At 64.4% G+C, this 25,149-nt stretch carries 26 protein-coding genes and 1 pseudogene; 10 read left to right on the top strand and 17 right to left on the bottom strand.

Annotated elements, in window-relative coordinates:
- Window positions 1–111 precede the first annotated feature (111 nt).
- A complete protein-coding gene (locus IVB19_RS11315; protein ID WP_018457000.1) occupies window positions 112–1,218 on the bottom strand; it encodes an amino acid ABC transporter permease in 1,107 nt (368 codons plus the stop codon).
- A 2-nt stretch (window positions 1,219–1,220) separates the two neighbouring features.
- Window positions 1,221–2,408, bottom strand: a complete 1,188-nt coding sequence (locus tag IVB19_RS11310; RefSeq protein WP_018457001.1) for an amino acid ABC transporter permease — start codon at window positions 2,406–2,408, stop codon at window positions 1,221–1,223.
- 86 nt (window positions 2,409–2,494) lie between these two features.
- Here IVB19_RS11310 and IVB19_RS11305 point away from each other — a divergent pair, with 86 nt between their 5' ends.
- The 4 genes from IVB19_RS11305 to IVB19_RS11290 all read left to right on the top strand — a co-directional run bounded on the left by IVB19_RS11305 (window position 2,495) and on the right by IVB19_RS11290 (window position 6,460).
- On the top strand, window positions 2,495–3,367 hold the full coding sequence (locus tag IVB19_RS11305) for a MurR/RpiR family transcriptional regulator (protein ID WP_018457002.1): 873 nt from the start codon (window positions 2,495–2,497) through the stop codon (window positions 3,365–3,367).
- A gap of 3 nt (window positions 3,368–3,370) precedes the next feature.
- The gene (locus IVB19_RS11300; protein ID WP_247488715.1) at window positions 3,371–4,720 is read left to right on the top strand and encodes an aspartate aminotransferase family protein; all 1,350 of its coding nucleotides are present in this window, start codon (window positions 3,371–3,373) and stop codon (window positions 4,718–4,720) included.
- Window positions 4,721–4,732: 12 nt separating this feature from the next.
- Complete coding sequence (locus IVB19_RS11295) at window positions 4,733–5,746, top strand: amino acid ABC transporter substrate-binding protein (RefSeq protein WP_085352170.1); 1,014 nt, start codon at window positions 4,733–4,735, stop codon at window positions 5,744–5,746.
- Window positions 5,747–5,809: 63 nt separating this feature from the next.
- Window positions 5,810–6,460 carry an aspartate/glutamate racemase family protein gene (locus tag IVB19_RS11290; RefSeq protein ID WP_247488717.1) on the top strand — a complete coding sequence of 217 codons (651 nt, stop codon included), beginning with the start codon at window positions 5,810–5,812 and terminating at the stop codon, window positions 6,458–6,460.
- On the opposite strand, the gene IVB19_RS11285 is transcribed toward IVB19_RS11290, so the two are convergent.
- Window positions 6,457–7,104, bottom strand: a complete 648-nt coding sequence (locus tag IVB19_RS11285; RefSeq protein ID WP_018457006.1) for a TetR/AcrR family transcriptional regulator — start codon at window positions 7,102–7,104, stop codon at window positions 6,457–6,459. The two genes, IVB19_RS11290 and IVB19_RS11285, sit on opposite strands and share 4 nt — an antisense overlap.
- Window positions 7,105–7,239: 135 nt before the next feature.
- Here IVB19_RS11285 and IVB19_RS11280 point away from each other — a divergent pair, with 135 nt between their 5' ends.
- The 5 genes and pseudogenes from IVB19_RS11280 (at window position 7,240) to IVB19_RS11260 (ending at window position 10,965) form a co-directional block, all read left to right on the top strand.
- Window positions 7,240–7,449, top strand: coding sequence for a ferredoxin (locus IVB19_RS11280; protein ID WP_007607931.1), 210 nt, complete (start codon window positions 7,240–7,242; stop codon window positions 7,447–7,449).
- 56 nt (window positions 7,450–7,505) lie between these two features.
- A complete protein-coding gene (locus IVB19_RS11275) occupies window positions 7,506–8,729 on the top strand; it encodes a cytochrome P450 (protein WP_247394263.1) in 1,224 nt (407 codons plus the stop codon).
- Between the two features lie 128 nt (window positions 8,730–8,857).
- A pseudogene (locus IVB19_RS11270) lies at window positions 8,858–9,050 on the top strand (alpha-ketoglutarate permease); the annotation flags it as partial.
- 3 nt (window positions 9,051–9,053) lie between these two features.
- On the top strand, window positions 9,054–9,716 hold the full coding sequence (locus IVB19_RS11265) for a sulfite oxidase-like oxidoreductase (RefSeq protein WP_247488721.1): 663 nt from the start codon (window positions 9,054–9,056) through the stop codon (window positions 9,714–9,716).
- Between the two features lie 25 nt (window positions 9,717–9,741).
- Entirely contained in the window at window positions 9,742–10,965 is a 1,224-nt protein-coding gene (locus tag IVB19_RS11260) for a bifunctional alpha/beta hydrolase/OsmC family protein (protein WP_247488723.1), read from the top strand.
- A gap of 10 nt (window positions 10,966–10,975) precedes the next feature.
- Here IVB19_RS11260 and pdxR read toward each other — a convergent pair whose 3' ends face one another.
- Window positions 10,976–12,406, bottom strand: a complete 1,431-nt coding sequence (gene pdxR, locus IVB19_RS11255) for a MocR-like pyridoxine biosynthesis transcription factor PdxR (RefSeq protein ID WP_247821677.1) — start codon at window positions 12,404–12,406, stop codon at window positions 10,976–10,978.
- 101 nt (window positions 12,407–12,507) lie between these two features.
- On the opposite strand from pdxR, the gene IVB19_RS11250 reads away from it, so the two are divergent.
- Entirely contained in the window at window positions 12,508–13,422 is a 915-nt protein-coding gene (locus IVB19_RS11250) for a DMT family transporter (protein ID WP_247488725.1), read from the top strand.
- On the opposite strand, the gene IVB19_RS11245 is transcribed toward IVB19_RS11250, so the two are convergent.
- The 13 genes from IVB19_RS11245 to IVB19_RS11185 all read right to left on the bottom strand — a co-directional run bounded on the left by IVB19_RS11245 (window position 13,401) and on the right by IVB19_RS11185 (window position 24,963).
- Complete coding sequence (locus tag IVB19_RS11245; protein ID WP_247394272.1) at window positions 13,401–14,459, bottom strand: YeeE/YedE family protein; 1,059 nt, start codon at window positions 14,457–14,459, stop codon at window positions 13,401–13,403. The two genes, IVB19_RS11250 and IVB19_RS11245, sit on opposite strands and share 22 nt — an antisense overlap.
- Window positions 14,460–14,461: 2 nt before the next feature.
- Window positions 14,462–15,466 carry a quinone oxidoreductase family protein gene (locus IVB19_RS11240; protein WP_247394622.1) on the bottom strand — a complete coding sequence of 335 codons (1,005 nt, stop codon included), beginning with the start codon at window positions 15,464–15,466 and terminating at the stop codon, window positions 14,462–14,464.
- A 79-nt stretch (window positions 15,467–15,545) separates the two neighbouring features.
- Window positions 15,546–16,877 (bottom strand): phenylacetate--CoA ligase PaaK, encoded by a 1,332-nt coding sequence (paaK, locus tag IVB19_RS11235; RefSeq protein WP_247821413.1) that lies wholly within the window; start codon window positions 16,875–16,877, stop codon window positions 15,546–15,548.
- Window positions 16,878–16,905: 28 nt separating this feature from the next.
- Window positions 16,906–17,355 carry a hydroxyphenylacetyl-CoA thioesterase PaaI gene (gene paaI / locus IVB19_RS11230; protein WP_247488727.1) on the bottom strand — a complete coding sequence of 150 codons (450 nt, stop codon included), beginning with the start codon at window positions 17,353–17,355 and terminating at the stop codon, window positions 16,906–16,908.
- 55 nt (window positions 17,356–17,410) lie between these two features.
- Window positions 17,411–18,493, bottom strand: a complete 1,083-nt coding sequence (gene paaE, locus IVB19_RS11225) for a 1,2-phenylacetyl-CoA epoxidase subunit PaaE (RefSeq protein ID WP_247821412.1) — start codon at window positions 18,491–18,493, stop codon at window positions 17,411–17,413.
- A 2-nt stretch (window positions 18,494–18,495) separates the two neighbouring features.
- Complete coding sequence (gene paaD / locus IVB19_RS11220) at window positions 18,496–18,999, bottom strand: 1,2-phenylacetyl-CoA epoxidase subunit PaaD (RefSeq protein ID WP_018457018.1); 504 nt, start codon at window positions 18,997–18,999, stop codon at window positions 18,496–18,498.
- Window positions 18,993–19,763, bottom strand: a complete 771-nt coding sequence (paaC, locus tag IVB19_RS11215) for a 1,2-phenylacetyl-CoA epoxidase subunit PaaC (RefSeq protein ID WP_247821411.1) — start codon at window positions 19,761–19,763, stop codon at window positions 18,993–18,995. Before paaC ends, paaD begins: the two co-directional genes overlap by 7 nt.
- The gene (gene paaB / locus IVB19_RS11210) at window positions 19,763–20,050 is read right to left on the bottom strand and encodes a 1,2-phenylacetyl-CoA epoxidase subunit PaaB (protein ID WP_008136594.1); all 288 of its coding nucleotides are present in this window, start codon (window positions 20,048–20,050) and stop codon (window positions 19,763–19,765) included. Before paaB ends, paaC begins: the two co-directional genes overlap by 1 nt.
- 10 nt (window positions 20,051–20,060) lie before the next feature.
- Complete coding sequence (paaA, locus tag IVB19_RS11205) at window positions 20,061–21,053, bottom strand: 1,2-phenylacetyl-CoA epoxidase subunit PaaA (protein ID WP_085385947.1); 993 nt, start codon at window positions 21,051–21,053, stop codon at window positions 20,061–20,063.
- A 76-nt stretch (window positions 21,054–21,129) separates the two neighbouring features.
- On the bottom strand, window positions 21,130–21,996 hold the full coding sequence (gene paaX / locus IVB19_RS11200; RefSeq protein WP_247488731.1) for a phenylacetic acid degradation operon negative regulatory protein PaaX: 867 nt from the start codon (window positions 21,994–21,996) through the stop codon (window positions 21,130–21,132).
- 87 nt (window positions 21,997–22,083) lie between these two features.
- Complete coding sequence (locus IVB19_RS11195) at window positions 22,084–22,854, bottom strand: esterase/lipase family protein (protein WP_018457022.1); 771 nt, start codon at window positions 22,852–22,854, stop codon at window positions 22,084–22,086.
- A 201-nt stretch (window positions 22,855–23,055) separates the two neighbouring features.
- Window positions 23,056–24,342, bottom strand: coding sequence for a DUF445 domain-containing protein (locus tag IVB19_RS11190; protein WP_247488733.1), 1,287 nt, complete (start codon window positions 24,340–24,342; stop codon window positions 23,056–23,058).
- A 165-nt stretch (window positions 24,343–24,507) separates the two neighbouring features.
- A complete protein-coding gene (locus tag IVB19_RS11185; protein ID WP_247488735.1) occupies window positions 24,508–24,963 on the bottom strand; it encodes a phasin in 456 nt (151 codons plus the stop codon).
- Window positions 24,964–25,149: the final 186 nt, after the last annotated feature.

Here is a 25,149-nt window from a genome sequence, read left to right as displayed (position 1 = left end):
GGTGCGCTGCAGAGCCGGGGCCCAAGTCTCCAGGACTTCCCGTGTATCCCTGGGTCCCGGCTCTGCGGTGCAGCGCTTTGCGCCGCACCTTGTCCGGAACACGCGCGGCCTTCACCTTCCGCTCGTCGCCTCCAGGCTCCGGCTATACCGCGACATCGCGAAGCAGAAGACAAAATAGATCACGGCGACGAAGATGTAGACTTCGACGGAGAATTGCTGCCACGCCGGATCGATGATCGCGGTCTTGGCCGTGGTGAGCAGGTCGAAGATACCGATGATCAGAACGAGGCTGGTGTCCTTGAAGAAGGCGATGAAGGTGTTGACCAGCGGCGGGATGACGTGACGGATCGCCTGCGGCAGGACGATCAGCCGGTTCTTGCGCCAGTAGGACAGGCCGAGCGCCTCGGCGGCCTCGTATTGCCCGCGGGGCACGGCCTGGAGGCCGCCGCGGATGACTTCGGCAAGATAGGCACCCGCGAACAGGATGATCGCGACCTGCGCGCGCAAGAGCTTGTCGATGTTGAATCCGTTCGGCATGAACAGCGGAAACATCACGCTCGCCATGAACAGCAGACTGACCAGCGGCACGCCGCGGATCAGCTCGACATAGAGCACGCTGAGCGAGCGGATCGCCGGCAGTTTTGAGCGCCGGCCTAGTGCGACGAGGATGCCGAGCGGGAAGCCGAAGGCCAGACCAAAGGTCGCCAGGATCAGCGTCACCGGCAAACCACCCCAACGGTCCTGCGAGACGAACGACAGACCGAGTATGCCACCCCACATCAGCATACTGATCAGCGCGAGCGCTCCGATCCAGAGATAGGCCAGTTCGCGCCGCCATAAGGCGCGGCGGCTGGAGAGATAGAACAGGGCGATGAACAGCAGCACCGCCAGTGCCGGCCGCCACTGCTCGTCGAACGGATAGGTGCCAAACAGGATGAAGCGGTATTTTTCGGGGATGATTGCCCAGCATGCACCGAGGCCGCGTACCGCGCGGCAGGCGCTGGAATCGTTCGCCGGGGTGACCCAGACCGCATTGGCGATACCCCATTGCACGAAGCTGAAGAGGCCCTTTGCAAGCACCGCCAGCAACACGACCGAGAGGATGCCGTTCGGGATCGACGAGAACAGATTGGTGCGCAGCCAGCGCAGCACCGGGTTACCAATCTGCGGGCGGCGGGCGGCGCGCGGTGCTTCCGGAATGTCGGCGATCGCCGTCATGGTCAGCGCTCCACCAGCGCGATGCGCGAATTGTACCAGTTCATGAAAAAGCTGATGCCGAGGCTGATGGTGAGAAACACCGCCATGATCAAGGCAATGGCCTCGATCGCCTGCCCGGTCTGGTTCAATGTCGTGTTGGCGATCGAGACCACGTCCTGATAGCCGATCGCCACCGCGAGCGAAGAGTTCTTGGTCAGGTTGAGGTACTGGCTCGTCATTGGCGGCACGATGACGCGTAGCGCCTGTGGCAGGATGATCTGCCGCAGCATGAAGCTGCGGCGCAGTCCCAGCGCGTTGGCGGCATCCCACTGGCCGCGCGGCACCGACTGGATGCCGCTGCGCACAATCTCGGCGATGAAGGCCGAGGTGTAGGTGACGAGCGCGATCAGCAGCGCGAAATATTCCGGCGCGAGCGTCAGTCCGCCGACGAAGTTGAAGCCGCGCAACTCAGGCCATTCGATCGTCCAGGCCACGCCCAGCAGCACGGACACCGCCGCAGGCAGCACAACGAGCAAGCCGAGTGCAAAAGGCCAGGCCGGCCGCGGCTTGCCGTCGCGCATTTGCTGCGCGATGAGCCGCCGCCGGATCACATAGAACACGACAAGTCCGAGCACTGCGGTGCCGAGCACCCAAAGCTGCGGCGTCCCGATGGGAATCGCCGGCAGGATCAACCCGCGATTGGACAGGAACACGCCCTCAATCGGACGCCATGCCGCGCGCGCGGCCGGGAGCGCCTGCATCAGCACGTACCAGAACAGGAGCTGGAGCAGCAGCGGGATGTCGCGGAGCGTCTCGACGTACACCGCGGCGAGCCGCGACAGCAGCCAATTGGCCGACAGCCGCGAGATGCCGATCACCGTGCCCAGGATCGTTGCAAGCACGATTCCGATCACGGCGACGCGCAGGGTATTGGCGATGCCGACGACAAAGGCCCAGAGATATGAGTCCCTCGGATTGTAGGCGAGCAGGCTGTCGGCGATGGGCATGCCGGCCTCACGGCCGAGGAAGGCAAAACCGGTCGTGATGCGGCGCACGGAGAGATTGGTGACCGTGTTGGACCAGAGGAACACGATGACCGCGACTACGATCCCCACCACCAGAACCTGCCAGAACAGGCCTTTCAGCTCGCGCTGCCCGAAGGCGCCGAAGAAGCGACGGCGCGGCGGCGGTCTCGGACCGTCTGACGTCACAGCACAAAAATCCTTCTCAAGACGGCGATTTCCGGCAGCGCACGTCAACTGTTGCACCAAACTCAGCTTCGTGCAACAAATGTTTCATGGCCGAGCCCGCGAAATCCTCGCCACTGAGCGAACTGCGCATTGCATTGCCATCGCTTCCGATGCGGTTGCAGGAGGTCGGGCGTTTCGTCGCAGCCAACGATTACGACGCCACCACGCGTTCGATGCGCGATCTCGCAGCGGTTGCCGGCGCCGATCCCGCCGCGTTCACGCGGCTTGCCAAGGCGATCGGCTATTCGGGTTGGGATGAATTGCGCGCGGCGTTGACGGAGGCGCGGCGGCCCTCGCAGCTAGCGCCTTTCTCCGGCCGCGCCAAGGGCCGCTGCCACGGCCCGAACGCCGATGTCGCGCTCATCACCGACAAGCTGGAGGCCGAGGCCGCCGGCCTTCCGCGCATCCCGGCTCGGCCGATCGCGGAGGCGGCGCGCGCACTCCACCACGCCAAGCGGATCTGGATCACCGGCTACCGAAGCTGCCGCAGCGTCGCGGAATTGCTGAACTACGAGCTCCGGCTGTTTCGTCCCGAACAGGTGCAGCTCGTCGGCGCGTCCGGCCCCGACGATCTCGATATGGGCGCGTTCCGGCCCGGCGAGGCCGTCATCGTCATCGGCTTCATGCCCTACACCCACGCGAGCGTCCGGGTCGCGCAGGCCGCCTATCGTGCCGGCGCGGCCCTGATCGCGATCGCCGATAGCCCATCGGCGCCGATGGCTGAAGGTGCCGACCACGTGCTGCTGTTCGAGGCGGCCTCCTCTCCCGGCTTTTTCCCGAGCCTCACCGGCGCCATCGCGATCGCGCAATCGCTCGCCGCCGTGACGTTTTCGCTCGGCGGCACGGCCGCGAAAAAGCGCCTGGAGAATACCGAGGCCCGGCTGGCCGCGGCTTCAACTTACGTATCAGAGAAAGGTTGACCCATGGCCGCCCGCACCAGCCGCGTGCTGCATCGCTCGCTGCGCGAAACGCCGCCCAAGGCAATCGGCGGCGAAGGCGTCTATCTCTTTGCCGAGGACGGACGCCGCGTGATCGACGCCTCCGGCGGCGCGGCGGTCTCTTGCCTCGGCCACCAGCATCCACGCGTCATCGCGGCGCTGACGAAGCAGGCCTCGACCCTCGCTTATGCCCACACAGCCTTCTTCTCGTCGGAGCCGGCGGAGGCGCTTGCCGAGACGCTGGTCGGCCACGAGCCCGGTGGCCTCGCCTACGCCTATTTCGTCAGCGGCGGATCGGAAGCGGTTGAAGCCAGCATCAAGCTCGCGCGGCAATATTTCATCGAGCGCGGCGAGCCGCAGCGGCAGCACTTCATTGCGCGGCGGCAGAGCTACCACGGCAATACGCTCGGCGCGCTCGCGGCGGGCGGCAATGCCTGGCGCCGCGCGCCCTACGCGCCGCTGCTCTCCAACGCCTTCAGCCATGTGACCCCGGCCTTCGCTTATCACGAGAAGCACGAAGGTGAATCGGATGCGCAGTTCGTGGCGCGGCTCGCCGCCGAACTCGAAGCCGAGTTTCAGCGGCTTGGCCCCGACACCGTCGCCGCGTTCCTCGCAGAGCCCGTCGTCGGGGCCACCGCAGGTGCCGTCACGGCGCCGGACGGCTACTTCAGGGCGGTGCGCGAGATCTGCGACCGACACGGCGCGCTGCTCATTCTCGACGAGGTCATGAGCGGCATGGGCCGCACCGGCACCACGCACGCCTGGGAGCAGGAAGGCGTGGCACCCGACATCCAGGCGATCGCCAAGGGTCTCGGCGGCGGCTACCAGCCGATCGGTGCAATGCTCGCGAGCGGCAGGATCATCGACACAATCCGCTCAGGTTCGGGCGCCTTCCTGCACGGCCACACGTATCTGGCGCACCCTCTCGCTTGCGCCGCCGCGCTCGCGGTGCAGGACGTGATCCGCGAGGACGGCCTGCTCGACCGGGTCAAGGAGCGCGGCAAGCAGCTCGAGCAGCGGCTCACCGAGCGCTTCGGCAATCACCGCCATATCGGCGACATCAGGGGCCGCGGCCTGTTCTGGGCGATCGAGCTCCTCGCCGATCGCGCCAGCCGAACCTCGTTTGATCCCGCGCTGAAGCTGAATCAGAAGATCAAGGCGGAGGCCTTCGCCAACGGCCTCGGCTGCTATCCCGGCGGCGGCACCGCAGACGGCATCCGTGGCGACCACGTGCTGCTGGCGCCGCCCTATATCACCTCCGCGGAGGAGATCGATCTGATCGTCGACAAGCTCGGCACGGCCGTCGACAGCGTATTGCGTCGTGTCAATCACTGAGGGGAGAAAAGCATGATGAGGAAAGTGGTTATCATAGCCGGCGTGCTCGCGGCGTCGACGGTGGTGGCGTCGGCGGCAACGCTCGACACGGTGAAGAGCCGCGGCACGCTGATATGCGGCGTCAGCGCCGGTTTCGCCGGCTTCTCCGCACCGGATTCGCAAGGCAACTACAAGGGTCTCGACGTCGATTATTGCCGCGCGCTCGCCGCCGGCGTGCTCGGCGATGCCAGCAAGGTGCGTTACGTCTCGCTGACCGCGCAGAACCGCTTCACCGCGCTCCAGTCCGGCGAGATCGACGTGCTCTACCGCAACTCGACGCAGACCTATCTGCGCGGTGTCACGCTGGGCCTGCGGCAAGGTCCAATCAACTTCTACGACGGTCAGGGCTTTGTCGTGAAGAAAGACCTCGGCGTGAAGGAGATCAAGGACCTCAAGGGCGCCACCGTCTGCGTCGCGCAGGGTACCACGCATGAGGTCACGCTCGGCGATTACGGCCGCGCCAACGGCATCGATTGGAAGCCGTTGGTGTTCGACCGCGTCGACACCATGTACCAGACCTTCTTCGGCGGCCGCTGCGATGCCATGACCCAGGACGCTTCCGCGCTTGCTGGCGCCGTGACGACCGCGGCGCCGAACGCGGCCGACTACGTCGTGCTGCCGCAGACCATCAGCAAGGAGCCGCTCGGCCCCTTCACCCGCAATGGCGACGAGGTCTGGAGCGACATCATCACCTGGCTGCACTACGGCTTGATCGAGGCCGAAGAGCTCGGCGTCACACAAGGCAATGTCGATGAGATGGCGAAGTCGCAGACGCCCGCGATCCAACGCCTGCTCGGTGCCTCCGGCGATCTCGGCTCGCGGCTCGGGCTCGACAACAAATGGCTGGTCACGGCCATCAAGGCCACCGGCAATTACGGCGAGATCTACGAGCGCAATGTCGGCAAGGCGAGCCCGCTCAAGCTCGAGCGCGGCCTCAACGGTCTCTGGAGCAAGGGCGGCTTGATGTACGCGGTGCCGTTCAAGTAAACGTTTTGCGTGTCCCGGACGCGTTGCGTCCGGGGCTCGCGACCTTCCATCAGGTAACGTTCAATGACGAAGTCTCCTCGCGTCGCGCTGATCCACGCCCTCAAGCATTCCATCGCCCCGATCGAAGCTGCGTTCGCGAAGGTGTGGCCGGAAGCGCGGCTGATGAACCTGCTCGACGACAGCCTGTCGTCGGATCTGGCGCGTGACGGCAAGCTCAATGATGCCATGACCGAACGCTTTCTTGCGCTCGGCCACTACGCCGCGGCGACAGGCGCGGACGCGATCCTGTTCACCTGCTCGGCCTTCGGTTCCTGCATCGAGGCGGTTGCGCGCGCACATGCGCCGATGCCGGTGCTCAAGCCGAACGAAGCCATGATCGAGCGCGCGATGACGATGGGGCGGCGGATCGGCCTGCTCTCGACCTTCCCGCCGACGCTGGCTTCGATGCCGCCGGAATTTCCGGCCTCCGTCCAGATCGTGCCGAAACTCGCCGAAGGCGCGCTGGCCGCGCTCGACCGTGGCGACCGCGCTACGCATGACCGGCTGATCGTGGAAGCCGCACGCGATTTGCGCGATTGCGACGTCGTCGCGCTCGCGCAGTTCAGCATCGCGGCAACCGCGCCTCTCGTGGCAGAAGCCACCGGCCGCCCTGTCGTGACCACGCCCGACAGCGCCGTCGAGAAGCTGATGAAGCTGTTGGCGGCGAGGGCTTAAGCGCCAGCCTGTTTCCGGCGCCGCGCGCCTTTGATCGCCGCCGCAAGCGCGGCCTTGGTTTCACTGACAAAATCCTCGACCAGGTCTTCGCGCGTGGCATGGGCCGCCTCGCCGGTGAACAGTCCCTGCTCAGCCAGCATCACCACGCCGTGCACCGCCGCCCAGATCTTGAGCGCCTGCCGCTCGCGCAGATAATCAACGGCCGGGGCTTCCAATGCGTCGACCACGAGCGCAAAGGTTTCGCGGGTCGCTTCGTGCAGCTCGCTGCCTTTCGCCGCACACGACACCGTGCGCGAGGCGAACATCAAGCGGTAGATGCCATTGCGGCGTAAGCCGAAATCCAGCGTCGCCTGCGCCAGCAGCGACAGCTTCGACCGCTTCGACGGCTTTGCCATCGCCGCCCGCAATATCCCGTTGAGCTGCCGGAACGCCTCCGCCGTCACCGCCGCAAGCAGCGCCTCGCGATCGGCGAAATGCCGGTAGGGCGCCGGCTGCGAAACACCCAGCTGCTTTGCCAGCGCCTTGATGCTGATCGCCTCCGTCCCGCCCTGCTCGGCTTCGCGCAGCGCGGCCTTGATCAAGGCGTCGCGGAGATCGCCGTGGTGGTAGGTATTCTCGGGCTTGCGGGCAAGTTGTGAACGCATGTTGCGCAGAGCCTATAAGTTTGCGCTTGACAGGGGAAGCCTGCCGCGAATGTAATAGCCTATAACTTGAACAAAAACTCAAATGGGAGCGCGCGCCGTCTTCGGGCCGGAGTGCACACGATCGAGGAAGCCGCCATGACAGAGCGACTGAGGGTTCACGTTGATCCCGACAAATGCCAGGGGCACGCGCGCTGCAAGGCGCTGGCGCCGGAGCTGTTCGAGCTGGACGAATACGGCAACGCCCACGAAGCCGGCGACGGCACGGTCCCGCCCGGCCTCGAAGACAAGGCCTGGCTCGCCAAGTCCAATTGCCCGGAAATCGCGATCGACGTGATCGAGGAGTAACGCGCCCGCTTCTGCCCGCGACCACGAGCCCCCAAGGGATTTCGAGGGATTTCGAGATGTCCGACATCAGCCAGCCCACCGCCCATCCGCCCGTGACCGACTGGGTCCATGATTTCGACCACACCGATCCGCAATGGACGGAAGATCCCTTCCCGATTTGGGACGAGCTGCGCGCCGCAAGCCCGGTCGTGCATACCGAACGCTTCCTCGGCTGTTACATGCCGACGACCTATGAGGCAGTGCGCGAGATCGCCAACGACAGCGAGCATTTCTCCTCGCGCCGCATCATCGTCCGGGACGTTCGGCCGGAGATCACCAGCAGAAACTCCGCCCCGCCGATCACGTCCGATCCGCCGGTGCACAAGCCAGCCAAGCAATTGCTGCTGCCGCCGTTCACGCCGGACGCGATGAAGAAGCTGGAGCCGCGGGTGCGCGCGATCTGCAACGAGTTGATCGACGGCTTCATCACCGAAGGCCGACTTGACGCGGCAGAGCGCTACACCAAGCACATTCCGGTTCGCGCGATCGCACACATGCTCGGCATCCCCGAGACGGACAGCGATCTCTTCATCCGATGGATCCACATGATCCTGGAACTTGGCATTAAGGACGAAAACACGTTGCTCCAGGCGGTGCACGAGATGAGCGCCTATTTCAGCGCCCATATCGAAGCGCGCAAGAACAAGCCAACCGACGATCTGATTTCCTACCTGATGAATGCCAGGGACAAGGACGGCAATCCGCTCGAGGATTCGCATGTGCTGGGCTCGTTGCGCCTGCTCCTGATCGCCGGCATCGACACCACCTGGAGCGCGATCGGCTCCTCGCTCTGGCACCTTGCCCGGACGCCCGCCGACCGCGAGCGCCTGGTTGCCGAGCCCGAGCTGATCCCGACCGCGGTGGAGGAGCTGCTGCGCGCCTATTCGCCGGTGACGATGGCGCGCGAAGTGGTCAAGGAGACCACGGTGTCAGGCTGCCCGGTCAAGGCAGGCAACATGGTGCTGCTGTCCTTCCCGGCCGCCAACCGGGATCCGAAGATGTTTCCGGATGCTGATAAGGTCGTGATTGACCGCCGCGAGAACCGCCACGCCGCCTTCGGCCTCGGCATCCACCGCTGCGTCGGCTCGAACCTTGCGCGCATGGAGATGCAGGTTGCGCTGGAGGAATGGCTGAAGCGCATTCCGGACTTCGCCCTCGATCCGGCAGGCACGGTGACCTGGTCCCAAGGAACCGTCAGAGGCCCCCGCCAGTTGCCATTTTTGCTTGGAAAGGCGATGTAGACCTCTCCAAACAGTGATACGGAGAGGCCGGACTTGACTGAGCAAGCAATCAAACCGGCCTCTGAGCATTTTGATATCGCCAGCGCCCAGCGCGGATCAAGGCGATCTTCATCGGCTCGATCGGCAACCTCTGCGTCGGGCTGCCCTGTGCGATCACCGTCTCGATGTTCGGCGGCACGGCGCCGGCGATCGCGCTCTATTTCAAGACCATCGGGCATGAGGAGTGGTTCTACTATTATCTCGCTGGTATCATCTGCCTGTCGCTGAGCATCTACCATGCGCGACACCAAGCATGCCTCCGCGATGCACCGCCACGAGTAGCCGATGGCCGAAGATAACGAGCCGCCCGACAGCAAGCTGACGCGCACCAAGGAAAAATGGGCGCGCGAGGGCCGCTTTTTGACAGGCAAGATCACGCGCCCGGAAGATCAGCGCCTGCCGCCCGGCCAGCACCAGACAAAGGACTGGCCAGTGCTCGATCTCGGAGTCGTACCGCCGATTTCGCGCGAGCGCTGGCGGCTCGACGTCTACGGCGCGATCGAGAACCCCGTGTTCTGGACCTTTGCCGAGTTCGCCGCCCAGAAGCAGGCGCAGTTCATCTCCGACATCCACTGCGTCACCACCTGGTCGCGCTACGACAATGAGTGGGAGGGGCTCGCCACGCGCGAGCTGCTCGCGGCCTGCCAGCCGCGCCCGGACGCGCGCTTCGTCGTGTTGCATTCCCATGATGGCTACACCACCAACCTCGCGCTGGACGACTTTGCCGCCGAGGACGCATTGCTCGCCCATAGCTGGTCCGGTGAGCCATTGTCGGCCGAACATGGCGGCCCGGTACGGCTGGTCGTGCCGCATCTGTATTTCTGGAAGAGCGCCAAATGGGTTCAGTCGATCGAATTCCTGACCGAGGACGCGCCGGGCTTCTGGGAAGTCCGTGGCTACCATAACCGCGGCGATCCCTGGGCAGAGCAACGCTATTCGGGCGACTAGGTTCAGCAAGGAACGGGGGAAACCCATGCCGACAGAGCGCTTTCAATTCACCGGCGAAGGCGGCCATCAGCTTTCGGCCGCGCTGGAGCTACCCGACGGCGAGCCCGGGGCCTTCGCGCTGTTCGCGCATTGCTTCACCTGCGGCAAGGACACGCTGGCCGCCAAACGCATCTCGGTCGCGCTGGCCGCCATGGGCATCGCGGTGCTGCGCTTCGACTTCACCGGGCTCGGCTCCAGCGAGGGGGATTTTGCCAATTCGACGTTTTCCTCCAACGTTGCCGATCTCGTGCGCGCCGCCGATCATCTGCGTAGCGTCCGCAAGGCGCCGTCGATTCTGATCGGTCACAGCCTCGGCGGCGCCGCGATCCTTGCGGCAGCAGGACGAATCCCGGAAGCCAAGGCGGTTGTGACCATTGCGGCACCATCCGATCCCGCCCACGTCACCGGCCTTTTCAAAGAGCATCTCGGCGACATTCGCACGCAAGGTGAGGTCGAAGTCTCGCTTGCGGGACGCCCGTTCCGGATCAAGCGCGAATTCCTCGACGACATCGCCGAGCACGAGCTGATGAAAGACGTCGCCGGCCTGCACAAGGCGCTGTTGGTGATGCATTCTCCGGTCGACGATACCGTCGGTATCGACAATGCGACGAAGCTCTTCGTCTCCGCCAGGCATCCCAAGAGCTTCGTCTCGCTCGACCATGCCGATCATCTCCTGACCAAGCCGGCCGACGCGCTCTATGCAGCCGACGTGATCGCGGCCTGGGCGAGCCGGTACATCGACGCGGCCAAACCTGCGAAGGCGATGGATCTCCCCGAGGCGCCGCGCCGGGTCGTGGTGCAGGAGACCCGCAAGAGCAAGTTCAACCAGACCATCTCCGTCGGTCCGCATCAGCTCGTCGCGGACGAGCCGGTCGCCGCCGGCGGCGAGGATGCCGGCCCTGGTCCTTACGATCTCCTGCTCGCTGGCCTCGGGGCCTGTACCTCGATGACCATGCGCCTCTATGCCGACCGCAAGTCGCTGCCGCTCGATCGTGTCACCGTCTCACTGAAGCATTCCAAGATCTATGCAAAAGACTGCGCGGAATGCGAGACGCGCGATGGCATGCTCGACCAGATCGAGCGCGACATCGCGATGGACGGCGCGCTCGATCCCGAGCAGCGCAAGAAATTGATGGAGATCGCCGACAAGTGCCCGGTGCACCGGACGCTGACGTCGGAAATCCGCATCGTGACCAAGGCCGTGGATTAGCGCGACTGCGCTAGAAGCACGACGCCATTGTTCGCACCGCCGCGGTGATCTCGCTCTCGCGCCAGGCCGCGAAGCCGAGCAGCAGGCCGTGGTCGAGCGGCCTGCCCAGTGCCAAGCCGGACAGGGCACGCGTTTCAACGCCCGCTTCGACCAGCCGCTTGACCGCCACCTGATCAGCGCGACCGCGCTTGAGACGCGCGACGAGCTGAATGCCACCGGGGGACACTTCGGCAGAGAGCACATCGCCCAAATGGCGCTCCAATCCCTCCACGAGGTGATCGCGGCGGGCGTGATAGATCCTGCGCACCCGGCGCAGATGCGCCAGGAAATGCCCGTCGGCAATGAACTCGGCCAGCGCCTCCTGGATGTGGCTCGCGGCGATCAGTCCGATGTGCCGCTGTACGATCTCGAGAGTACCGACCATGGCCCGCGGTATGACGAGGTAGCCGAGCCGGATATCCGAGGTCATGACCTTGGAGAACGTGCCGACATAGAACACGCGGCCGTGGGCATCGAGTCCCTGCAGGGCCGGCACCGGCCGGCTATCATAGTGGAATTCGCCGTCGTAATCGTCCTCCACGATCCAGGTCTTGCCGGGCCTGCTCAGGCCAAGAAACTCCGTGCGGCGCGAGAGCGACATCAGGCGACCGGTCGGGTGCTGATGCGACGGCGTCATGAAGATCAAGGTCGGGGCCGCCAAGCCACGAATCCGCTGCATGCCCTGCTCGTCCAAACTCATCCCGATCACGCGCGCACCGGATGCGCGGAAGGCGGCCGCGGCGCCGGGATAGCCGGGATCCTCGACCCAGACATCGTCGCCGGGGGTGATGACGGCGGCCGCGATCAAAGTCAGCGCAGCCTGCGCGCTCGGCAGAATCAGGATCTGATCCGCCGTCGCGCGCACGCCCCTGCTGGTCGCAAGATAATGCGCCAGTGCCTCGCTCAGGCGCGGCCGATTGACCGGTCCGAGCTCGCGCCTCGCCGCGCGCACAGCGCTGCGGCGCAGGCAGCGCGCCCAGACCTCGTTGGGAAACTCCCTGAAATCGCCATGTCCGGGACGCAAGGGTCTCAGTCGCGCCTGATAAGACATCGGCCAGTCGGTCTGCGTGAGGCTCGACGCCCAGGGCGAAAGCCGCGGCTTGCCAGGGCGTATGCGAGATGCGACGGCGCCAGCCTCTGTGACGCGCTCGCCGCCGTCGACCGCAACCATCGGACGGCGGCCGTGCGAGGCTTCGAGATATCCCTCGGCGGCGAGCTGCTCGAACGCATAGCTGACGGTGTTGCGCGAGACGCCGAGATCGCTCGCAAGCCCACGGCTCGACGGCAGCGTGCGGCCTTTGACGAGACGCCCGGTCGCGATCAAGCTTCGGAGCTGGCTCGTCAGTTGAGCCACCAGCCCCTCGTCGTCGGCCCGGTTCAGGTCGATCAGGGCGGAGATCATGCTGTCCGGAACTGGCACCCTATTCCTTTCCTATCTGGCACTGTTTCAGGTGCCAGACGAGATGCTATCCGCTGGATTGGACTGCTTCAAGGACCTCCGAAATGAACTCCCTATCCCCCCGCGCAGCCGTTGGCCTGTTTCTCATCGTCGTGCTGGGTTGGGGCATAAACTGGTCGGTGACGAAGCAACTCGTCCAATTCCTTCCACCACTGTGGGCTTCAGCGATCCGGAGTTGGATCGCGCTGGCTGGATTGTTCGTGATTCTCGGGCTCAGCAACAATCTGATGATTCCGGAGCGTCGCGACATCCCGGTGGTCCTGAGTGTTGCACTGCTGCACATGACCGTGTTCTCGGTCCTGGTTGCGGCCGGTGTGCGCTTCCTACCCGCGAGCAAGGCCGTTGTGCTCGGCTACACCACGCCACTCTGGGTCGCGATCGCCGCGCCGCTACTCGGGAAGGACACTTTGACGGCGCCGAAGCTCGCCGGCGCGCTGCTGGGCCTGATCGGCCTGATCGTCATCCTGAACCCAGCCTCGATCGATTGGACCAACACCAATGTCGTGCTCGGCGCCGGCATGGTGATCCTGGCCGCGATCTCATGGGCCGCGAACATTATCTATATCCGCGCCCATCGCTGGATTGCCTCGCCGCTCCAGCTTCTGATCTGGCAAGTGCTCGTGGCAACCATCGTGCTATCGGTGAGCGCGACCATCGCGGATGGCCTGCCGCATGTGGAGTGGTCGTGGAGACTCGTTTTGCTGTTCCTGTATTCCGGGCTGATCGGGACGGTGCTCGCCTATTGGGCGATGTCGATGGTGAATAAGAGCATCTCGGCCCTGACGACCTCGCTCGGCACCACCGCAACGCCGCTCGTCGGCATCGCCAGCGCCGCGATCCTGCTGGGCGAGCCGATCGACATGAGTCTGGTGATAGCGGCCGCGCTGATCATCACCGGCATCGGTCTCGCGACGCTCGGCGATCGCCTGGTGCGTGGTCAGGCTACCGCGAACGGCTGAACGCGCAGCATCCCGCGCAATCCCGCCGTCGTGCCGAGCAGGATACCGGCGACGGCGACGAATGAGCCGAGCGCGAGCGTCGACACGCCGGTGAGCCCTTGGCCGATCGAACAGCCGAACGCCATCACGCCGCCGATGCCCATCAGTGCGGCGCCAGCCGCCGATCGCAGCATATGGCGTGGCGAGGAATAGCCTTCGAGATGGAAACGGCCCGTCGCAAGCGCGGTGACCAGACTGCCGGCGAAGACACCTGCAACCGTCGCGATGCCGAAATTCAGCGTCAGGCCCGTCGAGAGCATGACATATTGCAGGCTGTCCGCGATCGGCGCGACGAAGGTAAGCGAGGTCACGGGGACGGGGTTGAAATCATCCGCGCCGAGATAGCCGGTGACGAACCAGCCGCCGGCGACGAGGAGACCGACGACGACACCGGCTGCAATCTGGCCGGGCGAACGTCGGAACGCTGGGTGCGCGAAAGCAAACAGGATCAGCGTGACGACAACGACAGCAGCAGCCATTGCGCGCGAAAGCGCTTCAGCCGGACCGAACATGGCCAACAATGACGGCAGCGAATTCACGTTGACCGTGGTTTGCGAGGCCTGGACAAGGGCGATGCGCGCCGGCGCGATCAGGCCCTTGAGCGTCATCTGCGCGGCGATGGCGAGCACGACCACCACGACGAAGGAGCGGAGATTGCCACGACCGAGCAGCACCAGCGCGCGCGAACCGCAGCCGTTGGACAGTACCATGCCGTATCCGAACAGAAGTCCGCCGAGAAACAGCACCGGCATCGAGAAGGACTGTTGCAGGTAAATCGACTTGCCGAGATTGACCATGCCGGTGCCGGCGAGGAACTGGCTCGCTGTGGTCGCAACCGCGATCGCCAGCGCATAGGTTCGGACCAACCGCCCATCCCCCTCCGACAACCAGCCGCGCATGCTGCTCATCAGGCAGAAGCCGCTGAGCAGGCCGACAGCGCCGTAGACCAGGCCGATGACGAGGCCGGCGAGGATGATGAGTTGGGGAGACGAATCCATGATCAAGGTTTCAGGATCACGCGATCCCGCGAGGAGCCTGCAACGGCGACATAGGCCTCCTTCGCGCGTTCGAGCGGATAGACGGCGTTCGCGTTGATCGGAAACGGTTTCAGGTGCCCGCTCGCGAAGCCCGGGCCGAGGTCACGCAGCACAGCGCCTGTCGCGATCGACGACAGGCCGAGCGTGTCGATGCCGACATAGGTGTGTTGCCCGCGGTAGAATTCGAGAATGTTGAACTGCACGATGCGGTCGATGGCGGCGATCAGGATCTGGCGGCCGCGAAGCGCGAGCGACTTGTGCGCCGCCTGGAAATAGGGATCGCCGACCGTGTTGAAGACGATGTCGGCGCCTTTGCCATCGGTCAACTCGCGCACGCGTGTGGCGACGTCGGTCGCGGAAGCGTCGATCACCTCGATGGATGCGTTGGTGTGGCCCTCATAAGGTTCCGCCTTGCGCACCACGCCGATGACACGCGCGCCCTGCCAGGTCGCGATCTGCACCGCCGCTTGACCAACCTTGCCGTTGGCGCCGAACACCAGCACCGTTTCCCCGGGCTTTGGAATGCCGGCGCGGCGAAAACCCTCCATGGCGGTGACAAAGGGCACGCCGATGCCGGCGGCCTCCTCCCAAGACACGGTCTTCGGCTTCTCCACCACCGCGTCGGATTCAACGACGAGATGGCTGGCGTGAGTGCCGTCGCGGCGGATGCCGAGATCGCCGGAGGAGCCGAACACCTCGCGGCCCATCGTACCGGCCGGCCCGTCGATCACCACGCCGGCGTAATCGCGCCCCGGCGTGCGCGGGAAGATGGCATAGGGCATTAGCCCCGTCGCGGCCTTGACGTCGGACGGATTGACGGCGGCGGCCTTGACCTCGATCAGGAGATCGTTCGGACCGCGCGCGAGCGTATGAGGCTCGACGCGAGGTGCAATCCCAGCGGCGTTCTCGGCCTTGGCATGGACGCGGACGCAGCGCGCCTCGACGGCTTTGGGATTGGCTGATGACATGGAAAAGATCCGCGATTTCTCGCGGGCCTTGTCGCCTCTGAGGGCAGTCAAGTCAATCCGTCAAGTCAATCCCGTCAACTTAATCCTTCGGCCGCTTGTCGTAGAGCCGCTTCGCCTTGCCGAGCGAGCGTTCCAGCGTCGCAGGCGCAACCACCCGCACGTTGGAGCTGATCCCGATCGTGTTCTTGATATGGGTTGAGATCCGATCGGCATGGTCGAGGAGACCACGGCCATCCCAACTCTCCGGCCGCGCCTCGGCAATGATGGTCAACTCGTCCATGCGTCCTTCCCGAGTCAATTCCAGAATGAAATGCCCGCCGCACCAGTCGGTGGCGAGCAGAACCTCCTCGATCTGGGTCGGGAACAGGTTGACGCCGCGCAGGATGATCATGTCGTCCGAGCGCCCCGTGACCTTCTCCATCCGCCGCATGCCGGGCCGCTCCGTGCCCGGCAGAAGCCGCGTCAGGTCGCGGGTGCGATAGCGGATCACCGGAAAGGCTTCCTTGGTGAGCGATGTAAACACCAGTTCGCCCTTCTCCCCGTCGGGCAGCACCGCACCGGTGTCGGGATCGATCACTTCGGGATAGAAATGATCCTCCCAGATATGCAGGCCGTCCTTGGTCTCGATGCATTCCTGCGCGACGCCGGGGCCGATCACCTCGGAGAGACCGTAGATGTCGGTCGCGTCCATGTCGAAGGCATCTTCGATCTCGCCGCGCATCGCATTGGTCCACGGCTCCGCGCCGAAGATGCCGACCTTGAGCGAGCATTGGCGCGGATCGAGCTTCTGACGCTTGAACTCGTCAAGGATCGCCAGCATATAGCTCGGCGTCACCGTAATGATGTCGGGCCGAAAATCGTTGATGAGCTGCACCTGCCGCTCGGTCATGCCCCCGGAGATCGGCACCACAGTGCAGCCGAGTTTTTCGGCGCCGTAGTGCACGCCAAGCCCGCCCGTGAAAAGACCGTAGCCATAAGCATTGTGGATGATCATGCCGGTGCGGCCGCCCGCGGCGCGGATCGAGCGTGCCATCACGTCCGACCAGGTGTCGATGTCGCGTTGCGTATAGCCCACCACGATCGGCTTGCCCGTCGTGCCGGAGGACGCATGCACGCGCACCAGTTTCTCACGGGGCACGGCAAACATGTTGAAGGGATAGTTGTCGCGCAGGTCCGTTTTTACGGTGAACGGAAATTTCGCAAGATCCGAGAGTTCGCGAAAGTCGGACGGGCGCACGCCGGCCGCGTCGAAAGCCTTGCGATAGTGCGCCACGTTGTCGTAGGCGTGCTTCAGCGACCAAGCCAGCCGCTGCACCTGCAGCGCCATGATCTCGTCGCGCGATGCACGCTCGTGCGCATCCAGCTCGGCCTTATAGGTGTTGCCACCTTCCTTGAGCCTCGTCAGAGCCATCCTCGTTTCCCCGTATCATTGCTTTTCTTTATTGATCCTGCGCCGGCAGCCAATTTCCGCGAATCGCCCGCGAATGCCCGCGAAATTCGGCGATGACTGTATCGCCGGCGGAGACGCGCACGTCATAGATGCCGGAGCGGCCGCCGCGCGTAACCTCGCGGGCCTTTGCGACGAGGCGATCGCCGAGCTTGCCCGGCTTGATGAAGGTGATCTGTCCCTGCGCCGCCACGACGCGGTCGTTGTGCGAGTTGCACGCGAAAGCGAAGGCGGAATCGGCCAGCGTGAAGATGAAGCCGCCATGGACGATGCGCTGACCGTTGACCATATCCGGCCGCACATTCATCGCCAGCGTCGCGAACCCCGGGCCGATCTCGACGATCTCCATGCCGAGTCCTTTGGAGGCATCGTCCTCCGCCCACATCGCATCGGCGCAGGCGCGGGCAATATCCTCGGGCGACAAGGCGGCTTTGACGTTCACGCGCTTCTCCCGTCCGATTGTTTGGACACGATGTTCTGCTGCCTGGCTAAAACTGTCAAACGTGGTCGTAGTCGACCACGACCCGCTCCGACGATGGCTTGGCCTGACAGGTCAGGACAAAGCCGGCCTTCAGCTCCCAGGGTTCCAGCGAGTAGTTGATGTCCATCGGCGCCTCGCCCTCCACCAGTTTGGCACGGCAGGTCGAGCACATGCCGCCCTTACAGGCGAAGGGCAGATCGACACCGGCGCGTAGCGCGGCATCGAGGATCGCCTCGTCCTCTGCCACCGGCACGTCGCGGCGCTTGCCGTCGATGATCAGCGACGCGATCGCTTTCGGCGGCGCGTCCGGCGCAACGATCTTCTTCGGCCGCGGCTTGCCACCGAACTTCGAGACAAACCGCTCGACATGGATACGCTCCTCCGCGATGCCGAGATCGCGACAGGTCGCTTCGATGTCCTCGCTCATGCCGGACGGACCGCAGATGAAGACGTGATCGACGCTTTCCGCCGGTACCAGCGAGCGCAGCACCACCCTCACCTTGTCGCCGTCGAGCCGGCCGTGCAGGATCGGAATGTCCTGTTCCTCGCCCGAGATGACGTGGAAGATCGAGAGGCGGTCGATGAAGCGATCCTTGAGCTCTTCGAGCGCCTCGAGGAACATGATGTTGTCGGTCGTGCGATTGCCGTAGAACAGGAAGAAGCGGCTGTCGGCTTCGCGCGCGAGGACGCCCTTGACGATCGACAGGATCGGCGTGATGCCGGACCCAGCGGCAAAGCCGACATGGATGCGGCCGCCGCCGGCCGGCGGGATCACGCCGAAGCGTCCCGTGGGCGTCATCACGTCCAGCGCGTCGCCACACTTCAAATCGTCCGCTGCCCAGCTCGAAAACGCGCCTCCATCAACCTTCTTGACGGCGATCCGTATCTCGCCGTCGTCGGGGCCGGAGCAGATCGAATAGGAGCGGCGCACTTCCTCGCCATCCAGCATGGTGCGGAGTGTGAGGTATTGGCCGGGCGTGAAAGCGTAGTCGGTCGCAAGCTCCGTCGGGATGGCGAATGTCAGCGATATGGCGTCCGACGCCTCGCGGCGGAGGTCGTTGACGGCCAGGCGATGAAAGCGTGGTGCGACTGCTGACATAGTCAATGACACTTGAAATAATCGAAGGGTTCGCGGCACGCCCTGCAGCGCCAGAGTGCCTTGCAGGAGGTGGAGCCGAATTCGGACAGCAGCTCGGTATTCGCCGAGCCGCATTGCGGGCACACAACGGCTTGCTCGCCGAACAGCGCGCGGCGTGAATTCGAGGCCTGCGGCGGTGCGATGCCGTAGGCATGAAGCTTCCGGCGGCCCTCTTCGCTCATCCAGTCGGTGGTCCAGGCCGGCGACAGCACGGTGCGGACCTTTGGACTGCGGAAACCGGCGCGCTCCAGCGCGACCTCGATTTCCAGCGCGATCATGTTCATGGCCGGACAGCCCGAATAGGTCGGGGTGATCGCGACCTCGACCTGATCGCCGTCGAGGACGACATCACGGAGCACGCCGAGATCGGCGATGGTCAAAACCGGGATTTCGGGATCGACCACGCTCGCCGCGGCATCCCAGGCCCGTCGGCGCAGGTCGCTATGGGGCTCCAGCACCGTCACCATGTCTGCCCCGGGAAGGTACGCTGTATCGATTGCAGCTCTGAGAGGAGATGGCCGAGATGCTCGCTGTGCCGGCCCACGCGGCCGCCCTGCTGCATCCAGTCGTTCTGCGGCAGCTTGAGCGTTGCTTCGCCGATCACATCCGAAAGTGTCGTCAGCCAACGACCCCGCAAGGTGCCTGGGTCTACGGCGATACCGGCATGGATCAAGGCGTGCTCGCCGTCGTCGACGGCAAACATCTCGCCGGTGAAAGCCCAGAGATGATCGATCGCAGCCTGCGCGCGGGCATGGCTCTCGTCGGTGCCGTCGCCGAGCCGGATCATCCACTCCGAGGAATGCCGCAAGTGATAGGCGCTCTCCTTCTCCGACTTCGCGGCAATCGCAGCGAGCGTCGTATCGCGCGAGGTCATCATGGCGCGCCAGTAGAGATCGGCGAAGGCGGAATAGAAGAACTGCCGCACCAGCGTCTGGCCAAAGTCGCCGTTCGGCTGCTCGAGGAGCAGCAGATTGCGATACTGCCTGACATCGCGAAGGTAGGCGAGCTTGTCTTCGTCGTTGTCCTTGCCTTCGGCTTTGGCTGCGTAGGTGTAGAGCTCCCGGGCCTGGCCGATAAGGTCGAGCGCGATGTTGGAGAGCGCCATGTCCTCTTCCATCATCGGCGCATGCCCGCACCATTCCGACAGGCGGTGGCCGAGGATCAGCGCGTCGTCGGCGCGGCGTAATGCGTAGAGCACCAGCGGTGTTTCGGAGACCTCGATGTTCGCCATCACATGTGTCCTACTTCCTCAGGCACCTCGTAAAACGTCGGGTGGCGGTAGATCTTTGATTCCGCCGGCTCGAACATCATGCCCTTCTCGGCGGGATCGCTTGCGGTGATCGCCGTCGACGGCACCACCCAGATCGAAAGGCCCTCACCGCGACGCGTGTAGATATCGCGGGCGGCTTGCAAAGCCATCGTGGCGTCGCTCGCATGCAGCGAGCCGACATGCTTGTGCGCGAGCCCGTTGCGGCTGCGAATGAAGACTTCCCACAGCGGCGTGTTCGGCGTGGCCATCGCGATCTCCCTACTCTGCCGCTTGTGCAGTTCGACGCTGCGTGCGCTTTGCGGCATAGCTAGCTGCCGCCTCGCGCACCCAGGCGCCCTCATCGTGCGCCTTGCGGCGTGCCGCGATGCGATCCCGGTTGCATGGGCCGTTGCCGGCGAGCACCTGCTTGAACTCGGTCCAGTCGATCTCGCTGTAGCGCCAGTGCCCGTCGGCGTCCTGAATCATGCCGGGATCGGGAATGGTCAGGCCGAGATATTGCGCCTGCGGCACGGTGGCGTCGACGAACTTCTGCCGCAGCTCGTCATTGGAGAAGCGCTTGATCTTCCACTTCGTCGAGGTGTCGCTGTGCTGGCTGGTGGCATCGGGCGGGCCAAACATCATCAGCACCGGCCACCACCACCTATTCAAGGCATCCTGCGCCATCGCCTTCTGCTCGTCCGAGCCACGGCACAGCGTCAGCATGATCTCGTAGCCCTGGCGCTGGTGGAACGACTCCTCCTTGCAGACGCGGATCATCGCGCGGGCATAGGGACCGTAGGAGCAGCGGCACAGCGGGATCTGGTTCATGATCGCGGCGCCGTCGACCAGCCAGCCGATGGTGCCGATGTCGGCCCAGGTCAGCGTCGGATAATTGAAGATCGAGGAATATTTTGCCTTGCCCGCGAGCATGGCGTCGACCAGCTCTTCGCGCGAAGTGCCGAGCGTCTCGGCCGCGGCATAGAGGTAAAGCCCGTGGCCGCACTCGTCCTGCACCTTGGCGAGCAGCGCGGCCTTGCGGCGCAAGGACGGCGCTCGCGTGATCCAGTTGCCTTCGGGCAGCATGCCGACGATTTCGGAATGAGCGTGCTGGGAGATCTGGCGGGTCAGCGTCTTGCGATAAGCCGCCGGCATCCAGTCGTTCGGCTCGATGCGCTCCTCGGCATCGATGCGCGTCTGGAACTGCGCAGCGTTGGCCGCATCCTCGAGGCCGCGATCATCGGTCTCGGCCGTGTTCAGCGCCTGGGTATACATGCGCATCCTCCCATTTTATCGAGGGGCAATATATAACAAGAATCAGATCACGCAAGATATTTCTGTAACATAACAATCAAGTCTCGAATCTCCTCTCCAGGAGTTTCCGCGCCGGCGGCAATGGCCTCTTTTCATTGGTCCCATGACCATCAAGCCATTGTTCCGATGGGACAAGCAGCGCGCGATAGATGTCGCCGCACAACGCACGGGCGGCCTTGCCTGGCCAGTTCGCCGGAAGCAGGCTTTCGGGCAGCAGCGGATCGCGCAGCACGACTCGGCGATAATGGTGGATCAGGAGGATGCGCGCCGTGAAGGCGTCGGCCTCGGACAAGTCGCTGCCGCGCGCGATCGCGGCGCGCAGCGGCTCGAACGTCTTCATGAACTTGAGATAGGCGTCCGCGGTGCGCTCCAGCGGCCAGCTCGCACTGAGCAGCCGGCGACCACTGTCATCCTCGGCCGAGACCTCCAGACGGATGGCGCCCGCGGCCTCGCCGGGCACTGGCACGCCTGACGGGGCGACCCACACGCCCGGCAGCGGGCTACCGAAGCCGGCGTTGCGGAGCGCCTCGCGCGAGGCATCGCGATCCTCGCCATTGCCGATCAGAAGCAGCTCGAAGCGCCCGGTCCAGTCGGATGGCGGCGGATCGTAGATATGGCGTGTCGCGGCCTCGAAGATCTGGCGGCCCTTGTCGGCCAAGCGGTAAAAACTATTGCGGCCGACCTTTTCGCGCGTCAGCCAGCCATCGGCAGCAAGCCGCGACATCGCGGTACGCACCACGCCGCTGTCGATGTCCAGGGTCTCGAAGAATTCCAGCAGCGTGCCGAGCCATACCGAACCGCCACGCGGCACGATGGCATCACCGAATACCGTGATGACGATAGAGCCGGTGCGCGACGGCTCGCGCTTGAGCTGATCGATGATGCGGGACAACGGATGCGCCATGCGCGAGGCATAGCGCGTTTGGTGCGGGCACGACAATGGACGGGTGCGACGCTCTTCTCCCTTGCCCCGTCTTACGGAGGCAAAGAATTACCGATGCGGATCGGGATAGACCACGCTGCGCCAGCCGCTGCGGTCGAAGGGCCGCCAGCTGCCTTCCTTCTGCGCAAGGCGATCAGCCACCGCGAAGACAGCGGCGGGATGATGGCCCATGCCGCAATGGCTGCTCTCGATCTCGATGCTCTCGGTCTGCGCGCCCGTCTTCTCCATGCAGCCCTGCCAAGCGCAGACGCCGTCGGTGCGGCTGAAGATCGCCGTGGTCGGCACCGGCGGCGGAACGGCGAGATCGCCGCCGAACTGCGGATCGACCTCATTGGACTTCCGCCCGCTCGCCCATTCATAGACGCGCCAGGCATTCGTCGAATGCGGATCGCCGGCAAAGGGGCTGCCGAGCGTGATCACCTGACGTACGCGGTCGGGCATCATCTTGGCGAGCTGGCGCGCATAGAGACCGCCGAGGCTCCAGCCGACCAGGCTGATCTTGCGGCCGTGCCTGTCGCTGAGCTCCTGAACCAGATCCACCATCGCGTGCTGCACGCCCTCGCGCAGGCCATAGTTGCGGCCTTGGCGCCAGCCGCTCACCGCATAGCCCTTGCCGGACAGAAAGGTGCGCAGTGCACGCGTGGACCCGTCGGAGGCCACGAGGCCCGGCAGAACCAGCACCGGATGCCCATCGCCGCGCGGCGCGAGGCTGAGCAGCGGCAGCGCGCCGAGGAAGGCGCCGAACTCGTGGATCGCTCGCCCTTCCAGGAACATCAGGGTGCGAGACGGCGGGCTCAGCGTCTGGGCAGTAGCGGTCATCAATGGTCCCCTTGGGAAAATTGCTGAAAAGGCCACCGGTTGTTTGCCGGCAAATGGGTATGGGATTCCAACACGCCGGCTTCTTGATCGTTCCGCAACGCAACATGAATCAGCTAGGCAGCGGGTTCCCGACATTCAAGCGGGAGACACCCCGGGCCACAATAGGCCCGCGCGTTAATGCTGACGTCCGTGACGCAAAAGTCACAACAATCGAAGCAGGAATTCTACGGAGTAAAGCGCAAGACCCGCCAGCCCGCCGATCAGCGAGCCGTTGAAGCGGATGTATTGCAGGTCGCGGCCAATGTTGATTTCGATCAGCGAAATCAGCTGCGCCATATCCCACGATTTGACCTGGTCGGAGATGAAGGTCGAGACGCCGCTCTTCTGGTCCGCGACGAAACTGCGCAGCACCGCGACCAGCCCCTTGTTGATCTCGCCGCGCAGCTCGGCATCGCCCGCAAGCGCTTCGCCCGCCGCGACACACATGCCCGCGAGATGATGCTGCAGCACCTGCGTCTCGCCGCTTGCACTACGTTGGATGAAGGACCGCGTATTGGCCCAGACGGTGCGGGCGAGATCGGCAAGCTCGGGACGCGCGAGCAGATCGCGCTTCAAGCCGTCGATGCGGTCGATATAGGCCTGGTCGGTGCCGAGCCGGTCGACGAAGCTCAGCACCATGCGATCGAACTCGCCGCGAAAAGGATGTTTGGGATCGCTGCGCACTTCATTGAAGAACGCGGTGGCGGAGGCCACGATCTTGTTCACCAGAAACTTGTCGGCGCGATAGAGCCTGAGCAAGGTCGGCAATTCCGCGCGCACCTTCTCGCGGATGATCGCCATCGTCTCGGTCTGGTTCAGCGTCTCGTGCATCACGCGCAGAAGATCGTCGAACAGGATCTGGTGCCGCCCTTCCGCGACGAAGCCGCGCAACGTGCCGGCCGCGAGCGGCGCCAGATCGACGGCCTGGAGCTGCGAGGACATGCGGCGGATGATGAAGGTCATCAGACCGGAGCTCTCGGTCGCGGAGACAGCCTCCGGCAGCAGGCGCAGCGCAAAGCGCGCGAGGTCATCGCTGCGCTTGCGATCGCGCAGCCAGTCGGCGACGAAGGAGCCGAAATCGATCTCCTTCAGCTTGGCCTCGACGGGAGCAGCCTCGAGGAAATGCACCTGGATGAATTCGCCGAGCTTGTCGGCGATACGGGCCTGGTTGCTCTGGATGATCGCGGTGTGCGGGATCGGCAGGCCGAGTGGACGCTTGAACAGCGCCACCACCGCATACCAATCGGCGAGCCCGCCGATGGTCGCGGCTTCCGCGAAGGCAGCGATGAATCCGAACACGGGATGCACGGGCAGCAGCCATTTCGCGACGACGAACAGGACAAGCGTCGAGCCCAACACCAGCGTCGCCAGCGCTTTCACGCGGCGCAATTCGGCTGCGCGTTCGGCGTCGCCGGGAGTGTCGAAAGAGAAGGCGCCTGATGGAGTCATCACAGCATCACCCTATCCGTCATTGCGAACGAAGCGAAGCAATCCAGAGTCTTTCCAAGGAGGCAGACTGGATTGCTTCGCTTCGCTCGCAATGACAGCTACGGCGGAATAACAAAAGGCCCGCCGAAGCGGGCCTCAAATTCAGTTTTTACTCAGGGGGCCGTATCAGGCGGTCTTGTTGTAGACCTTGGCAAAATTGTCCTGAGCGGACTTCGCACCGTTAGCGGCGAGCTTGCCGAAATAGTCGGTGGTCGCCTTGGCGCGCGAGACGAACGCTTCGCCGCGGGCGCGGAGCAGGCCGGACTGGATCTCGACAGCTTCGCTGAACGACTTGGCGGACGCGAGCTTGTCGATGCCCGCGAAGAATGCCTCGGCGTCCTCGTAGATCGCCTGCTGGATGTTGCGGCTGATCTTGCCGGCTTCGGTGACGGACTCGGTCACCGCGTTTTCGACGGCGGCGGTCACGCGCTCGGAGCCAGCGAACACCTCGGCAGCACGGTCCTTGGCAGTGTTGGCGGACTTCTTGACGAACTCGCGGGCGGCCTCGGGAACTTCCAGGTTCTGGATGTTCTTGAACGCGTCCTTGAAGCCTGCGAAAGCGGTGTTGGTTTCGGTGGTCATTGGGGTCTCTCCATCCTCATTGGTTGAGCTATGGGCTCACCCCGTCCGGTTTGGCCCGGGGCACGGCTTATATGCCATAGTTAATTGTGCGATGCAATATCCATATTGCAGTGCGATATCACGAAACCGTGAATAGCCATAGGCAACTGGCGCCTCCCCGACCATCCGGGTTCCCGAACATCCGTC

It is taken from the genome of Bradyrhizobium sp. 187 (genome assembly GCF_023101005.1).
Taxonomy (GTDB): domain Bacteria; phylum Pseudomonadota; class Alphaproteobacteria; order Rhizobiales; family Xanthobacteraceae; genus Bradyrhizobium; species Bradyrhizobium canariense_D.
Note: the sequence above shows the minus strand (reverse complement) of the source record. Positions and strands in the feature narration are given on the sequence as shown.

Excerpts from the sequence above, each read along its gene's own strand:
- IVB19_RS11315 (WP_018457000.1), bottom strand. The coding sequence starts at position 1,218 with ATGACGGCGATCGCCGACATTCCGGAAGCACCGCGCGCCGCCCGCCGC.
- IVB19_RS11305 (WP_018457002.1), top strand. The coding sequence starts at position 2,495 with ATGGCCGAGCCCGCGAAATCCTCGCCACTGAGCGAACTGCGCATTGCA.
- IVB19_RS11300 (WP_247488715.1), top strand. The coding sequence starts at position 3,371 with ATGGCCGCCCGCACCAGCCGCGTGCTGCATCGCTCGCTGCGCGAAACG.
- IVB19_RS11295 (WP_085352170.1), top strand. The coding sequence starts at position 4,733 with ATGATGAGGAAAGTGGTTATCATAGCCGGCGTGCTCGCGGCGTCGACG.
- IVB19_RS11290 (WP_247488717.1), top strand. The coding sequence starts at position 5,810 with ATGACGAAGTCTCCTCGCGTCGCGCTGATCCACGCCCTCAAGCATTCC.
- IVB19_RS11285 (WP_018457006.1), bottom strand. The coding sequence starts at position 7,104 with ATGCGTTCACAACTTGCCCGCAAGCCCGAGAATACCTACCACCACGGC.
- IVB19_RS11280 (WP_007607931.1), top strand. The coding sequence starts at position 7,240 with ATGACAGAGCGACTGAGGGTTCACGTTGATCCCGACAAATGCCAGGGG.
- IVB19_RS11275 (WP_247394263.1), top strand. The coding sequence starts at position 7,506 with ATGTCCGACATCAGCCAGCCCACCGCCCATCCGCCCGTGACCGACTGG.
- IVB19_RS11265 (WP_247488721.1), top strand. The coding sequence starts at position 9,054 with ATGGCCGAAGATAACGAGCCGCCCGACAGCAAGCTGACGCGCACCAAG.
- IVB19_RS11260 (WP_247488723.1), top strand. The coding sequence starts at position 9,742 with ATGCCGACAGAGCGCTTTCAATTCACCGGCGAAGGCGGCCATCAGCTT.
- pdxR (WP_247821677.1), bottom strand. The coding sequence starts at position 12,406 with ATGATCTCCGCCCTGATCGACCTGAACCGGGCCGACGACGAGGGGCTG.
- IVB19_RS11250 (WP_247488725.1), top strand. The coding sequence starts at position 12,508 with ATGAACTCCCTATCCCCCCGCGCAGCCGTTGGCCTGTTTCTCATCGTC.
- IVB19_RS11245 (WP_247394272.1), bottom strand. The coding sequence starts at position 14,459 with ATGGATTCGTCTCCCCAACTCATCATCCTCGCCGGCCTCGTCATCGGC.
- IVB19_RS11240 (WP_247394622.1), bottom strand. The coding sequence starts at position 15,466 with ATGTCATCAGCCAATCCCAAAGCCGTCGAGGCGCGCTGCGTCCGCGTC.
- paaK (WP_247821413.1), bottom strand. The coding sequence starts at position 16,877 with ATGGCTCTGACGAGGCTCAAGGAAGGTGGCAACACCTATAAGGCCGAG.
- paaE (WP_247821412.1), bottom strand. The coding sequence starts at position 18,493 with ATGTCAGCAGTCGCACCACGCTTTCATCGCCTGGCCGTCAACGACCTC.
- paaD (WP_018457018.1), bottom strand. The coding sequence starts at position 18,999 with ATGGTGACGGTGCTGGAGCCCCATAGCGACCTGCGCCGACGGGCCTGG.
- paaC (WP_247821411.1), bottom strand. The coding sequence starts at position 19,763 with ATGGCGAACATCGAGGTCTCCGAAACACCGCTGGTGCTCTACGCATTA.
- paaB (WP_008136594.1), bottom strand. The coding sequence starts at position 20,050 with ATGGCCACGCCGAACACGCCGCTGTGGGAAGTCTTCATTCGCAGCCGC.
- paaA (WP_085385947.1), bottom strand. The coding sequence starts at position 21,053 with ATGTATACCCAGGCGCTGAACACGGCCGAGACCGATGATCGCGGCCTC.
- paaX (WP_247488731.1), bottom strand. The coding sequence starts at position 21,996 with ATGGCGCATCCGTTGTCCCGCATCATCGATCAGCTCAAGCGCGAGCCG.
- IVB19_RS11195 (WP_018457022.1), bottom strand. The coding sequence starts at position 22,854 with ATGACCGCTACTGCCCAGACGCTGAGCCCGCCGTCTCGCACCCTGATG.
- IVB19_RS11190 (WP_247488733.1), bottom strand. The coding sequence starts at position 24,342 with ATGACTCCATCAGGCGCCTTCTCTTTCGACACTCCCGGCGACGCCGAA.
- IVB19_RS11185 (WP_247488735.1), bottom strand. The coding sequence starts at position 24,963 with ATGACCACCGAAACCAACACCGCTTTCGCAGGCTTCAAGGACGCGTTC.